The organism is Peribacillus saganii, from assembly GCF_003429095.1.
Taxonomy (GTDB): domain Bacteria; phylum Bacillota; class Bacilli; order Bacillales; family DSM-1321; genus Peribacillus; species Peribacillus saganii.
In genome coordinates, this window is sequence record NZ_QVTE01000046.1 from 18,483 (window position 1) to 33,210 (window position 14,728).

The following is a 14,728-nucleotide window of genomic DNA, read 5'->3' on the forward strand; positions in this document are numbered from 1 at the left end:
AAGGCATGGCAGAACTAGCTAGTAAAACACCTCCAATGCTTCCTCCTCAAGCGGTGGAGGAAAAAGCAGTTTCTCCCTGGAAAGAAGCATGGAAAAGCTTCAAAAAAAATAAGCTCGCAATAGTGGGGCTTTCAATTGTTTCATTCTTTATTTTATTGGCCGTATTCGCAGATTTGGTTGCTCCATATGAATATGCTGACGTAAAGCTTGAAGATAAGCATCTCCCGCCATCAGGGGATCATTGGTTTGGAACCGATGAATTTGGCCGCGATATCTTTAGCCGGATCATCTATGGTTCACGCATCTCCCTGTGGGTTGGGTTTCTGTCTGTAGCGGGCTCTGTTGTGGTAGGATCCTTTTTGGGAATTGTTGCCGGCTACTATGGAAAATGGATTGATACAATCATATCGCGTATTTTTGACATTATCCTTGCGTTTCCAAGCATTCTTCTGGCCATCGCGGTTGTTTCCGTTCTTGGTCCATCCTTGCGTAATGCATTGATTGCTATCGCGATTATCAATGTGCCGACGTTTGGAAGACTGGTCCGTTCAAGAGTGCTCAGTGTTAAGGAAGAAGAGTATATAACCGCTGCCAAGGCAATCGGTATGACTGATTTCCGTATTTTGATCCATCATGTCTTGCCGAACAGTATGGCTCCGATCATCGTACAAGGTACATTGGCCATCGCCACAGCCATTATTGAATGTGCCGCACTTGGCTTCCTTGGACTTGGTGCCCAGCCGCCTACTCCAGAATGGGGTAAAATGCTTTCGGATTCCCGAATATTTATTTTAGAGGCCCCATGGACCGTTCTATTTCCTGGCCTCGCCATCATGCTTACTGTATTAGGTTTTAACCTGATGGGAGATGGGCTCCGGGATGCACTTGATCCGCGGATGAAGAATTAATAGGTTTTATGACAGGCTGCTGAGGCAGCCTTTTCTTTTTTAGGCGGACCCTATTTAAAATTTTGTGTAAAAAATGGGTGGGAGGCTTGTCAGTTTTTGTCGCGAAATCGATATTTTGCAAAAGTCGCCGATAAAATCCGAAAGTCGCCGATAAAATCCAAAAGTCGCCGATATATTCTCGAAGTCGCTGATAATATTTAAAAGATGACGATATATGGGGAGTGTAGCGTACGGGGTATAGGTATATTACCTCAAAAAGGGCGATATATGTGGAAAACCATTCTAGTATTTTTTGAAAACACCTTGTTTTTCCAAGTCAGATTTGCCAAATTGCGATATTTAGGGACAAATAAGTAATAAAAAAGGCCATTTTCACCTCAAAAACCATCATAATTTTAAGTGAGATTTAAATTCCGTCCTTATATACCCCCTGCAGGTGAAAAATTCTAAGCGAAGACTTAAAAACTTAATGAAAACAGTGCCGGATCCACATTCATTCCGGCACTGCTATGGATTATGAACCATCCCCACCTCCTGAAGAACCATCGGCTGCAGTGCTCGCCATAATTGCAACCATCGCAGCTTCTTGGGCCTGAATGATGGCTTCAATTATGGGATACATTCCGGTTTCAATAACAATAGTATCCGGCATTTTGCTGCTCATAAGGCAATTTACACTTATGATAAAATTCATATCCTTGTGCCATTTAAATAGCCGCTCCGAATTAAGCTGACCTGCCGCTATCTGGATTGTTTTTACTTCATTTTCCCCGTCTTCAAGCATTGCCAGCATCCCTATCTGAGGGTAATACATCGGTTTTGTTTTTATACCAATTTCTCTGAATGCATCTGCCAATCTAATACAGCGTTCTATTAAAACCTTTGGGTCTGTACCCTTTTCAAGAGAAAGGATATGGCTTAAAAATTGCAGATGGTTCCCTTTTCGAAACCCATTGGCACTTAGCTCTTGGTAGAACTCTTCAATACTTTGAATCAGCTGCTCTGACTGTTCACCCCTATTAGCCAAAAGGACAGCGAGGGGATAGTCACTGGCTGATGTAAGAAAGAAATGCTTTTCCTTCATTCCTTTGTAAATTCTTAAGCTTCTCTCGATATTGTTCCCGTAGTCAGCCCCCGGCTGACCGCCTGACAGCATTGCAAGTGCAGCAATATAAGTGAATGGACCTCTGCTGAAACCGCGGGCCACCATATTTTCATAGATGGATATTAATTCCTGGAATTTCTCATGCGGCTGTTCAAAACGAATATCGAGTGTAGCAGCAGTGGTGAAGCGCTGATACGACTTCAAAGTGGAGAAAAAGCCGACATTGTCTTTAATATAATCGCTTAAGTTCAGAAGTCTGTTGTAATCAAAGGAACGATTGTTTACTACATACATGGAAGCTATCATCATCAGAGTCCGAGGATCAGACACCTTCCATTTCAGTTTCTCCTTTAGATAAGCATAAATACTTTTATAGTCTGCTAGTTTCTGTTGCATAGTTTCCGATAACATACAATCACTTCCTTCATTATCGAGTTATTACATATACGGTATAGCTAAGGAAAAGGTTTCAAGCTCATATTAAAAAAGTGCCAGACGCAGAAGGCCTGGCACTTCCGAAAAGCACTCGTGATAAAGCCTTTAATTAATAATTACATAGCCCTTTGGCAAGTAAAACACTGATTTTGGCAGGTAAATTTGCTAATTAAACAGGGAGTATGGTCTTCATCATGCCTGTAAATTCCCCAATTCGATTAAAAAATAGCAACAAATTTAATAAAAAACTAAAAATACTTAAGTCAATTTCAAACCATAACTCAATCGATGACTTTTCCCCGCTTTTTCATATTCTTATTATCAAGTTACATCTATTGATTGAAACAGAGCTTATTGGCTTAATATTGAACAAATTACGACATTCCAAATAACAACCAAAAGACCGCTAAAGCTTGCCCTTTCAATTTCTTACCTTTTGCAATTTGGATATAGTACTTCATAATTCGCCAAATTTTTTAAAAATAAAGAAGGAATTTGTAAAAACAAGTAAAAATATACTGAGAAAGCAAATAATGTAACGAAACTTCAAGGAGGAATTTATGGGTTCAACTTATGCAACAGAAACACGTTTTATAATCGTACACGAGGCGGTTCCGGCAAACAGCGGTACAACATTTATGCCAACTACATTCTTTGACGCCCTTCAGCAAGTCAAACCTCAATGCGCCAAGAAGAATAATGTCGAACATTACCGCACTTACCCCATGAAAGATATTTCAACAATCAGCATTGATCATTCCGGAAACGATAACATGCGGATTAAATTTGAATCTGAAAAAGATAAGATCATGATTTCAGAAGAAAGAACGGAATATGGCCATAACAATCCAGCGAAATTGGTCCGAGCCCTGGAATATATCATGATTAAACATCATGGTACATTATCCTTTTTCACTAGTGCTCCTGCTGGGACTAGCGTAAAAGCCAAAGCCAAAAGACCGCTTCAGAAAAGCGGCCTCTAGTTTCGAAAACTGTAAAGGTAAAAAGGACTGTGTTTTTGCTAATGCAGTGCGACCAAATCCTTCAACTCTTCTGTAGACAATTCGGTAATCCAGTTTTCGCTGGAGATGATTTCGTCATTTAAGGATTGTTTTTTGTCGAGCATTGCATCGATTTTTTCTTCAAGAGTGCCGGTGCAGATCAGTTTATGCACGTGGACAAAGCGTTTTTGGCCGATGCGGTAGGCTCTGTCAGTAGCCTGATTTTCAACTGCCGGATTCCACCAGCGGTCATAATGGATTACATGGTTGGCAGCGGTCAGGTTTAATCCAGTGCCGCCGGCTTTAAGCGAAAGAATGAAGAATGGGAATTCTCCGTTTTGGAAGCGTTCGATCAGGTCATCACGCTGCTTTTTACCCATGCTGCCGTTTAGGAATGGTGCTTCAATTCCATATCGATTCTCGAGCAATTCCTTAATCATTTCACCCATTCCAATATACTGGGTGAAAATCAGGCAGCTTTCCTTCTGTTCATGAACAGCGTCCACAAGCTCGGTCAGCTTCTCAAGCTTTCCAGACCGTTTGGCTGCTGCGTTTTTTTGCTCTTCTTCTTTTAAATACAGGGCTGGATGATTGCACAGCTGCTTCAGTTTATTGAGCATGGTCAAAATCTGGCCCTTCCGTTCAAAGGCAGACAGCTGTTCCAATTCAGCAAAGGTATCGCGGATAAGCTGTTCATAAAGGGAGGCCTGCTCCGTTGTGAGCGGCACAAATTCCTTTTGTTCCTGCTTATCGGGCAGATTTAAAGCCACCTCTTTGTCTTTTTTCGTCCGGCGAAGCAGGAATGGCTGGATCAGGCGCTGCAGTTCTTTAATTTTCCCGGTCTGCTGTTCTCGTTCAATCGTTGCCACATACTTTTCCTGGAATTGTCCAAGTGTGCCAAGGTACCCTTTGTTTATAAAGTCGAAAATCGCCCATAATTCGTTTAGCCGGTTTTCCATAGGGGTACCTGTAAGAGCAATTTGATGCTTGCCTTCAAGCTTTCTTACTGCACGGGACTGTTTCGTTCCAGCATTTTTAATGTTCTGGGCCTCATCAAGGATAATGCTGTTCCACTTAATAGAAGAAAGCTCATCATTGTCCATATGAGACAGGCCATAGGAAGTAAGAATCACATCATAACCAGCCACACTTGCTGCAAACGCGTCTCCCTTTGGCCGGTTGGAGCCATAGTGCAGGACAACCTTTAAATTAGGAGCAAACCGCTCAAGCTCCTTCTGCCAGTTTCCAAGCACTGAAGTTGGACAGATAATAAGGGAGGCGTCAGTTTCAATTTTGATATCTTCTCCGGAAAGGATAGCCTCCTCCGAAATTTCCTCCGTATCCTCGAGATCATCACTGCTGTCATCCTCGATGATTGCGCGTGAGCCCGACAGCTTCTTGGATTCCGCACTGTTATCTGAGTCCATTTCCAAAGTTTCCTGATCCTTCAAATGAAGCAGATACGCAATCATTTGCACGGTTTTGCCAAGGCCCATATCATCAGCAAGGCAAGCACCAAAACCATGCTCCCGAAGGAACAGCAGCCAGCTCATGCCCAGCTTCTGATAGGGGCGCAGATCTCCCTGCAAATCAGCAGGAGGCTCCACAAGCGGAATGTTTCGGGTCTCGCGAAGGCTGTTCACCAGCTTTTTCAAATCCTGGTTCAGTTCAAATTGGATACGCAGCATATCCCCGTCGTCGTCCTCTTCCTCCATATCCTCCGGAAGATTGAGCAGCTCCTGCTGAAGGAGATCGTTTAGGTGGATTCCCTTCAGGTTCGCCGTTTTAACCATATCCTGAATTTGCCGGATAAAAGCGGGATCCAGTTTCACCCACTGGCCGCGGATATAGATCAATCGTCTTTTTTCATTTACGAGTGCCTGGAATTCCTGTTCAGTGAGATCCTTGCCATTTAATGAAAAACGCCAGTCAAAATCCATAATCGCCTGGAGTCCGACATAGGAAGGACCACGCGATGACTGGTTTTTCACTTTTGCCTTAACTTTCAGGGAGGATTCCTTCAATGTCATCCACCAGGAAGGCAGCAGAATATCAGCGCCAAGGAAAATCAGCTTTTCACTGGCATCGGTTAAAAACTCCCACGCCTCGAATTCGGTAAGCTCCTGCTTTAATGAACCTCTGTCGCCAAGCCACGGAATGACGCTGATCCATCGTTTTGTTTCTTCTTCAATATCAGGGATATACTTTTTCCACCCGCGCGGCCATTTGGCAGGGGGATAGGTTTCAAGAAGCAGCTCATCCTTTTTCGAGCGGAGAGTAACTTCCAGCTTCCAGGGACCTTCTCCGTCAAAGGGCTCAGTCAAACGCAGTCCAGCTGTAAACGGCTTTGTATCCTCCTCAAGGCCGAGCCAATGTTTCCAGCGTTCCTCATTAAAAAAGGATTGTAAATCGTTTGCAGACAGACGGGTTTCCTTCAAGGCTTGAACAGCCTGCTGCCAGCGTTCCTTGATCGGTGAGTGCTTTTCAAGATAAAGGGAGACAGCGTCGTTATACCATTCCTCAACAAATGATTTAATCGTTGCCGGCTGATCACCGTTTGCCGCGCTATCCGGATAGATGGTTTCTTGCCAGAACGTATCGTCGAATTCCTCTTCGACCTCTTGCGGCAGCCTCCAGCCGATTCGGTCCTGTTCAAGTGAATGGAAATCCGGTACCGGTATCCCTGTCTCGATTGCTTCAGCTAAAGCAGGGGCTGCTGAGAGACAAAGGGAAGAGAGCTCGCACCAATCCCATTCAATAAATGAATTAAACCCTTCCTTTGCAAACAGGTTTAGGAGCCCCCAGCCATCGACAACAATCATCTCATTATTTCCGAAAGTACCTATTTCCACCTTTGTACCGAAATGGCTTACGCTATCCCATGTAAAAAGAAGGCGCTGGATCTGGGAAGGATTCAAATATTGATTATCTTCATCAACCGCAGCAAGGGCATATTTCCCATTGCCAAGCGGTGCCGTTTGAATGTGTATTTTTCCTGTGTTAAGCATGAATCAGCTTACCCCTTTGCAATTCTTCTTGGAATGCGCGCAGTCTTTTCGTTGACTCGGCAATATGGCCAACATAATCAGTAAATACATCTTCCTGCTTGAGCTTTTTATATACCGTACGCATTTTTTTCAAATACCGGACAGCCTGCCTATAAGCGGAGCGGTTTTTTAAGCCAATTTGCTGCTCAACCGCATGGTAATACAGCGGAAGCACGAGTGACGGGTCCGCCGCCGTAATCACTTTTACAGCCTCTGTTCCTATGGAATCAAGGCTAATGCCGGCATACACATGCAGATCAACCCACTTTTTGTATTGCTCTTCTTCAAAAAGGTATGTGGCATAGCTCCAGTAGCTATAAGGAAGGGACTGCCGATAAAATTTCTCCAGCAGGTCGGTACGGTTATTTTTCACGCAAAAGGCATTTACCGGACCGGAAAAAGTCCGCACGAAATCGGTGCACTCATAATAATTGCCAAGCTGCTGCAAAAATGGCCGGATATTTTGGACCAAAAATTCGATAAATGGAGTGGCTCGCAGATCGGATTCTGCTTCCAGCTTGATCCAGTAAAAAAGGTATGGGCAAGCCTCGACATCCAGTTTCCGCAGCAATCCGGGCAATTCGCTGTTCCGATTATTTAATAAAAGTAAATGGATATAAGCGATCTGTTTTGGCAGTTCGTTTGGAGCTTCGAAATTCTCCAGGCGTCCGAGCTCTTCCTTGCGCCATTTAGGATTCTTTAATAGGAAACCCCAGATAGCCCGATACAGATCCGTACTTTCATATTCCAGGATAGAACTGACAGTCATTAAACGATGGGTATCTCCCTTAATGGCTTCAAAGAAATGATCAAAGGCAAAGGGGCGAGCCTGTCTGCTTAATTGCTGGATGATACTGTGCAGATCATCGGTGATATCAGAGATAAGAGAATGAAAATAGCGGAAGGCAGCCGGGCTTTTTCGAAATTGTTCTAATAAGTCAGCCAAAAGAAGAAAAGTACGAAAGCTGGTAATAAAGTCGTACAATACCTTCCATTCACGTTCAATCGGTGTTTCTGCCCGCAGCCGCTGTGTGTAATTGCGCCATTTTTCCGGCAAGACATAGGAGGGCACATCTTTATTGGCTATAATAAATTCTGCGAAGGCCTCGTCAACAAAGTGAATCCAAGCTTGGTAGCTTTTCACTAAAGGCTGTTTTTTTGTCCGGTTCAGCAGGTCGCGTGCCCGCTGAAGCTGCAATGGGTTCCGGTCGGATATTCCTTGAGACTGTTCTTTCCAGCTTTGAACCCATTCGCTCACGCTTCCGACCGCAGCATAGGCAGCAAAGAAAACAGCAAGCTGATGGCGGCAAAAACCAATGCGCTTACAGGTGCAGCTGCTGTTTAAAGGAAACGTTAAATCCAGCTCCACCTTTACTGGGGTCACATCCTGGACTGTAGCTCTAACAAAATCCGGAGTTACAGTCTGGTCAAATACAAGCTCCTGCCGATAAAGCATCACTCCGCGCTGGACAGCAGCTACCTGCTCCCCGGCCTTTGGATTCAGCTCTTTTGCAAGCTGCTCTCCAAAAAACGTCAATTCACTCACAATCATACCTCCCCGGTCAATTATGCTAAAAGTATTATTATATAATTCCAGGAAGAGATCTCCTGCCAAAGTGTCATTAAATATTTAGGCTATCTTATTATTATACCGCATTTTCTGGGTAATTTTGAATGGGAGGCTTGGTTTTGTTTTAAAGGAGAAAATAAATAGGCCACACTTATAAAAGAGCATGGCCTGTTAACTTGATATTTTATTTTCAGACTTCCATTGATTTAATTTTTTTTCAATAAAGGGAACAAACCGGTCATCACGCTGCAGCTCGAACACTTGAAGTGATTTCGTTAAATAGAAGCTTGCGGATTTGTAGTCGCCCTTTAACTCGTAATTATAGCCCGTATGATAATGAAGCTCACCAAGAGAGAACAAAAGATCATGTTCAATGCACCACTTAATCGCTTCATTACAGTAGGAGATTGATTCATCGTACTGGTGTAATCTTGTCAGCAGCCTGGCAAAATTATATATTAACCGCAGTTTTATTGTGTTATCTGTCAGGTATGGGAAGTTCTCCAGATACTTTAGGGCACCCTGATAAGTAGAATATGCTTCTTCGTAAAGCTTCTCTTCTACATAAAATACCGCTTTGCTGACCATTACATCGAGTTCCCTTTCAGAATATATCTTTTCAGATTGCCTTGTTAAGGAGAGGGCCTCTTCAATTAGTGTAAGGGCTGTTTGCAAGTCTTTATTTTTAAAATACTCGTAAATACCTTTATGCCAGAGCAATAATTGATAGTTTTTCTTGTTTTGCGTAAAGAGCGGATTCTTTTCCTCCGCCTTGATGATTTGCCGAATGGTATCAAAGTCCAACTTGTGTCTTGCTAATCTAAGCTGATTTTCCACCTCTTGAATGTAGTCCAGCCTTGGAGTCATACCTATATCAAAGAAGTAGTTCACGTCAACACCAAGCCGCTGTGAAATTAAATAAAGTGTCGTAGCGTAAGGGAAGACATCGCCTTTTTCAATTTTGCTGATCTGTGCCTGGGTACAGATTCCGTCAGCGAGCTCACCCTGTGAAAGACCCATTTGTTTACGGAGCTCTTTTATCTTTTGTCCGATTACGGAAAAATCCATTTATCTGTTCCCTTCATAATATTCCTAAAGTTATAATTTTTTTAAATTACGGAGAAATATGGAATAAACATGTGATTCTATATGTAAAAACGGTTAAAAACAGCAATATGATATTTTCTAATATGTGGTTAAATATAACTATAGTTTTTATTTCTATTATAGCAATGTTTCTTCAACCAAAAAAGGAGGAATTACCTATGAAAAAGAAGCTTGTAGGTGTATTGTTTGCTCTTGTGCTAGTAGCAGGAATGGTTGCAGTTGGATCAAATCCGGCAGATGCAGCAGCAGAATTACCGCCCATGTTGACAGAACTTCCGCCAATGCTGTAATAAATGACAATTTCTATACCCAATTCACACCTCTTACATAGGGGTGTTTTTTAGTTTTCGTTACACCGGATTAATGTTTCTGTTAAATTTTTAAAATAAATGTTTACCCGCCAATAAAGCGGGTAATAGTAAATAGTCATTATAATCAGTCGTTATGTTTTGGAGCAGATTCATCATCCATGAAGCACATAATGCACTGCAAAGGAGCGACAGCAGCTTTGAAATTAGAGACATTAAAACTAAATCGGGTTCACCAACAGAAACAGATAAAAAAACCAATCACTGAACACAAGAGTACAGAAGCCACCCAGAGGCAAATGTATAATGAGATTTTAAACAAACTTAAAAAAAATAGTATTCGGTAACATTACCTGCGGAAAAAAGTTGTATCCGTGGGTTTTTTGTTTTTAAATAAAGTGTAGTGTACAAACATCCCCAAACAGGTTGGCGAGACAAAGTGTATAGTGAAATTCATGTTGCACCACAGAGTTCTTGTCCAAAGTTACCATAGCTCATTAGGCAACAATCCAGTATGTATCCGACAATAATCATTCCTCTGAAGTAAAGTTTTCCAAAGAAAATATTCCTATAGTTATATTTTTATAGAAGCGCTTGCGGTTTTGCTGGTAAAATCACCTATTTTGCCTAATTTTCAGGAATAACGGGCGATTTTAGGGTTTTTATCAAAATAGGAAAAATGATTTAATATAGGTAACAACCTATTACCTTGCAGCAAGGGTTCAGATTTTTAAATCGAACGTTCTGCAAGTGTTAATATGTGTGTCCATTTTGTTATGTTACCTCAGATTATATTCTGCGAAAGAATATACATCTGAACTTCTGGAAACCCTCTGTTTCTAGTACCCGATTAGTGGGGGAACCGAAAAGGTATCCCGATTGCCCTCAGGCTGTATTTGCCTGGGGGATTTTTTTGTGCCTAAACACCACCCTTGTTTTACATTCCCGCCAGCTGGGTATATTAATATAATCGGATTTTCTACAAGGTGGGACAGCGTTATGGTAGATTTTACTGAAAAGGAATCAGAAAATGAGGATAATTTGAAAACAAACAGGGCAAATTTGCAGTTTGTGTTTCCGTTTATGCTGGATAAAGACAAGATTGATAATTTTATCCGGAAGCTGCAGGAAGAGAATTTTTCTTTTTTCTCATTAAAAGACTTAAGTCTGGAGAACAGGTTTTATGGAGGAAATAAGGTAAGCCACCGCTCGCTGGAACAGTTTTTCCTTCCCAATATCGAGCCGATATTATTTCCTGAAGATGTTAAAAAAATTGAGGGCTTTCGACGCTTTACAAAGAATCTGGATTTGCCTTGTACATTTGATTCCAACCATTTGCATACCGGGTTCGAAATTCTTTCTATAGACATATTTGTATGTCCATTTCATATAGGTATAATGAACATCCGTGTTGAGCTTCCGAAAGATCTGGGCTACTCGGATGTACTTCACTTTGGAGACGTTTTTCGTGTAATGGAGCCAATTGATGAGGATCAGGATGATTCCAAAATCATTCATGAAACGGGCGAGTACACCAAAATAAAAGATTTCATCTTTAAAGCGCTTTGCCCGTTTATGTCAGATTATATGGACCATCAGCCTAATTCTTCCTATTTCGGAAGCCTTCCGTTCTTTATTGATGAAAGGATGTATGTCATTGGATACATTGAAGTTCCGGAAAATAGTCAAATATCGGATACTGACCTTTATCGGGCTGGCCAGCTGAATGGATATAATGTAAATGGGAAACCAGCTGTTGGAGCGCTGAATCCGGATTACATCAAGCGTTATTATAAGAACAGAGTATATGATCGCTGGGCAGACCAAACCTACTATGCCACAAGTGATTATAGTTTCATGTGCGTGACAAAAGCAACGGGTAGCCTGGCAGCACACCTGGCCAGTGAAATGTATGGATATCATTACTATTCACTGCTGCTTTATTACTATTATAAAATAGTGCTGATGAAGCTTACCCACGATCACTCAGCCATTGATGTGGAAAAAGACCACTCAAAAACGGAACTGCTTATCTTAATGATTACCGAGTTTTCAGCGAAATACTTCTTTCCAGAGGTGAATAGCCGCGCTTCCGGAAAAGAACTGTTTCATATCATTAAAGAAGCCTTCCAAATCGATTACCTGTTTGATCACATCAAAAAGACTCTTGATAGCCTATACCAAAACCAGGAAAATATGTCTTCCAGACGGAATAATTACCTGCTGCAAATCCTGACAACATATACGGTCATATCGGGAATATACGGAATGAACTTGGTCATCCATGACTGGGAAGGGAAAATTAAGTGGGCCAAAATTCCCGGCTACACGGTGTTTGAATGGATCTCGTTATTCACGGCAGTCAGCGGCATTATTGTTGCAGCTTTCCTTGGAATCCATGCGCTGCGCCATTGGCTCCGGGAAAAAAACAGTTTTAAGAAGAAAATTTTCTAAGCGACTGGTTGTCCTAAGAAATTTTCACTGCAGGCAGAACTTTTAATTGGATATACAGTACAACCTTTAAATATGATATAACAAAACAATAATTTTCATATGGAGGACATATGTCACGTTATAATAACAGGAAAAAAAGCGGACGGAAGAAAGCAATGAAGATTTTGTTAGGCTTTGTGATTGTCATTGCAGGATTAGGCTATGGTGTTTATTATTATGGAACAAAAATTGCCTCCGATAAGTTGGTGGATTCCGTTTCACAAGAGCTGGAAAGCAGCGGGGAAATGGAAAATATCAAGCAATCGGTTGAAAACGATCCCGAATTGAAGCAATTCGTGGAAGAAGGGAAAAATGTCGACGAAAGCAAGCTGCCATTCACAACAAAGGAAGAAGCAACCCGCGTATTGGTCAAAAAGTTTGGCGTTAACGAACTGCAGGACATCCAGCAGGGTGTACAAAGCGGAACCATGACAAAAGACGAAGTGATGCAGAAAGCCCAAAGCAAGCTGACCGAGGAAGAGATGCTGGCGCTGAAGGTTATCGTGTATAAGGAATTGAATAAGTAAGGTGCCTGTCACCCAACACTTTAACGTGGAGGGTTTCAGGCTTTTTTTGTTACAATATAGTAAAATCCTCCCGGAGGTGCCCAGATGAAGAGACTAATCCTGCTGTTTATTGCAACATTCCTAATGTTTGCCCTATCGGCCTGTAAGGAAGAGGAGCCGCAGCCAGAAGAAAGATTTGCGGCCTATACAAAACTATGGAACAGTCAGAAATTCGATGAAATGTATGATTATCTTTCAACAGATGCCAAAAAAGGTATCAGCAAGAAAGACTTTATTGACCGGTATGAAAAAATATACGACGGCATTGAAATAGAAAATTTAAAAATCACCTACAAAAAGCCAAAGGAAATAAAGGAGGACAGCAAGCGGAAAAACGCTTCCCTTCCGTATGATGCCTCAATGGAGACAATCGCCGGTCCGGTAAATTTCTCGCAAAAGGCAAAGTTCGTCAAGGAAGAACGCGATAAGGCAGTCAACTGGTATATCGACTGGAATCCAAAGCATATTTTCCCCGAGTTAAAGGAAGGGGAGAAGGTCAGTGTCGACTCTTATCCCGCTGTGAGGGGAGAAATCGTTGACCGAAACGAGCGGGGCCTAGCCTTGAACGGGTCAGTATATGAGGCTGGAATCGTCCCGGAAAAAATGACAGGAAATGAACAAAACAGTATCTCACAAACAGCAAAGCTATTAAACATGAGCGAAGAGGAAATTCAAAAACAGCTGGATCAGACTTGGGTACAGCCTGGCAGCTTCGTTCCTTTGAAGAAATTTTCGATGGAACAGACGGCGCTGCTTGAGCAGCTAATCAAAGTGCCGGGCGTAATGGTCAACGAGACGGAAGACCGAATCTATCCATATAAAGAAGCAACCGCCCATCTGATAGGATATATTGGCCCAATTTCTGCCGAGGAGCTGGAAAAAAGAAAAGGTGAGGGCTATTCAGCAAACGATGTAATCGGGAAGCGGGGACTCGAACAGGTATTTGAGGAGCGGCTGAAAGGGGAAGGCGGTGCAAGCATTTACATTAAAGCGGAAAACGGACAGGAGAAGGTGATTGCCACAAAACCGGCAGAAGAAGGGGAAACCATCTACCTAACCATTGATGCTGAACTGCAAAAAACCATTCTGGCTCAATACAAAGGAGCAAAGGGAACGGCAGCTGCCATCCATCCTGTTACAGGGGAAACATTGGCATTGGTAAGCAGCCCATCCTTTGATCCAAACAAATTTGTGCTTGGAATATCCCAATCTGAACGAACCGCACTCGAGAAAAATCCGGATAAACCGCTGTTAAACAGGTTTACGTCCCTTTACTCCCCAGGTTCCACCATTAAGCCGCTGGTTGCGGCAGCTGCGCTGGAAAATGGAGTAGATCCCAATAAGGCCATGAACATTAAAGGCTTGCAATGGCAAAAATCGAAAAGCTGGGGCAACTACCGAATCACCCGTGTCCATGATTATGGAAAGCCTGTTAACATGAAGGATGCACTGGTATATTCCGATAACATCTACTTTGCCCAAAAAGCACTCGAGCTTGGACAGGAAAAATTCACGGCAGGTCTAAAAAAATTCGGATTTGAAGAAAAGATGATATATGAGTATCCAATGTCTGCAGCCAAAATCGGCGACATCAGTACCGAAATTAAACTGGCCGACAGCGGCTATGGCCAGGGGCAGCTGCAGGCCACCTCGCTGCACATGGCAGCGGCCTACACTGCTTTTGTAAACAACGGCAGTATAATTGCGCCCACCCTTGAACTGGACAAAGAACAGCAAACCTGGAAACCCAACACAATCTCAGCCAACAGCAACGCTGCTGTCATGGCTGGTTTAAAGGAAATCGTTACAAATCCTAAAGGGACGGCGCACTCAGCGGCCGACCTTGGCATTCCGATAGCCGGCAAAACCGGAACGGCTGAACTAAAGCAAAAACAAGGTGAAACAGGAACCGAGAACGGCTGGTTTGTCGCCTTTAATACCGAGAATCCACGACTGCTTATCGCCCTTATGCAGGAAAACGTCCCAAAAGGCGGCAGTAAGCATGCGGTGGATAAAGTGGAAGCCATCATGACTAATTATTTTAGAATTAAACACTAAAATAAGTGTATATACGTGCAGCAGGTGGAGAGCCCTGCTGCTTTATTAATTTAACTTCTTTAAGAAATTGTTCGACACGTACATGATAGATAGGCACAACTTGACCAATCTTTTTTCTAGCATCGTATCT

Annotated in this window: 10 protein-coding genes; 6 read left to right on the plus strand and 4 right to left on the minus strand. The window is 42.5% G+C overall.

The window, feature by feature from the left end:
- The first annotated feature begins 5 nt into the window (after window positions 1-5).
- Window positions 6-908 carry a nickel transporter permease gene (nikC, locus tag D0469_RS15900; protein WP_117327711.1) on the plus strand — a complete coding sequence of 301 codons (903 nt, stop codon included), beginning with the start codon at window positions 6-8 and terminating at the stop codon, window positions 906-908.
- Window positions 909-1,422: 514 nt separating this feature from the next.
- Here nikC and D0469_RS15905 read toward each other — a convergent pair.
- Entirely contained in the window at window positions 1,423-2,424 is a 1,002-nt protein-coding gene (locus D0469_RS15905) for a DUF4003 family protein (RefSeq protein WP_117327712.1), read from the minus strand.
- 584 nt (window positions 2,425-3,008) lie between these two features.
- Between D0469_RS15905 and D0469_RS15915 the strand changes: the two genes are divergently transcribed.
- Window positions 3,009-3,431 (plus strand): hypothetical protein, encoded by a 423-nt coding sequence (locus tag D0469_RS15915; RefSeq protein WP_117327714.1) that lies wholly within the window; start codon window positions 3,009-3,011, stop codon window positions 3,429-3,431.
- 38 nt (window positions 3,432-3,469) lie between these two features.
- Here D0469_RS15915 and D0469_RS15920 read toward each other — a convergent pair whose 3' ends face one another.
- The 3 genes from D0469_RS15920 to D0469_RS15930 all read right to left on the minus strand — a co-directional run bounded on the left by D0469_RS15920 (window position 3,470) and on the right by D0469_RS15930 (window position 9,134).
- Window positions 3,470-6,457, minus strand: a complete 2,988-nt coding sequence (locus D0469_RS15920; protein WP_199478551.1) for a DEAD/DEAH box helicase — start codon at window positions 6,455-6,457, stop codon at window positions 3,470-3,472.
- On the minus strand, window positions 6,450-8,042 hold the full coding sequence (locus D0469_RS15925; RefSeq protein ID WP_117327715.1) for an SWIM zinc finger family protein: 1,593 nt from the start codon (window positions 8,040-8,042) through the stop codon (window positions 6,450-6,452). Before D0469_RS15925 ends, D0469_RS15920 begins: the two co-directional genes overlap by 8 nt.
- Window positions 8,043-8,237: 195 nt before the next feature.
- Window positions 8,238-9,134: a helix-turn-helix domain-containing protein gene (locus tag D0469_RS15930; RefSeq protein ID WP_117327716.1), complete on the minus strand. Its 897-nt coding sequence runs from the start codon at window positions 9,132-9,134 to the stop codon at window positions 8,238-8,240.
- Between the two features lie 197 nt (window positions 9,135-9,331).
- Here D0469_RS15930 and D0469_RS21920 point away from each other — a divergent pair, with 197 nt between their 5' ends.
- From D0469_RS21920 to D0469_RS15950, 4 genes are all read left to right on the plus strand, one after another.
- Window positions 9,332-9,463: a hypothetical protein gene (locus D0469_RS21920; protein ID WP_267897318.1), complete on the plus strand. Its 132-nt coding sequence runs from the start codon at window positions 9,332-9,334 to the stop codon at window positions 9,461-9,463.
- 1,017 nt (window positions 9,464-10,480) lie between these two features.
- Complete coding sequence (locus D0469_RS15940; RefSeq protein ID WP_117327718.1) at window positions 10,481-11,935, plus strand: magnesium transporter CorA family protein; 1,455 nt, start codon at window positions 10,481-10,483, stop codon at window positions 11,933-11,935.
- Between the two features lie 110 nt (window positions 11,936-12,045).
- On the plus strand, window positions 12,046-12,501 hold the full coding sequence (locus D0469_RS15945; protein WP_233523089.1) for a hypothetical protein: 456 nt from the start codon (window positions 12,046-12,048) through the stop codon (window positions 12,499-12,501).
- 84 nt (window positions 12,502-12,585) lie between these two features.
- Window positions 12,586-14,598, plus strand: a complete 2,013-nt coding sequence (locus D0469_RS15950; RefSeq protein ID WP_117327719.1) for a penicillin-binding transpeptidase domain-containing protein — start codon at window positions 12,586-12,588, stop codon at window positions 14,596-14,598.
- Window positions 14,599-14,728 lie beyond the last annotated feature (130 nt).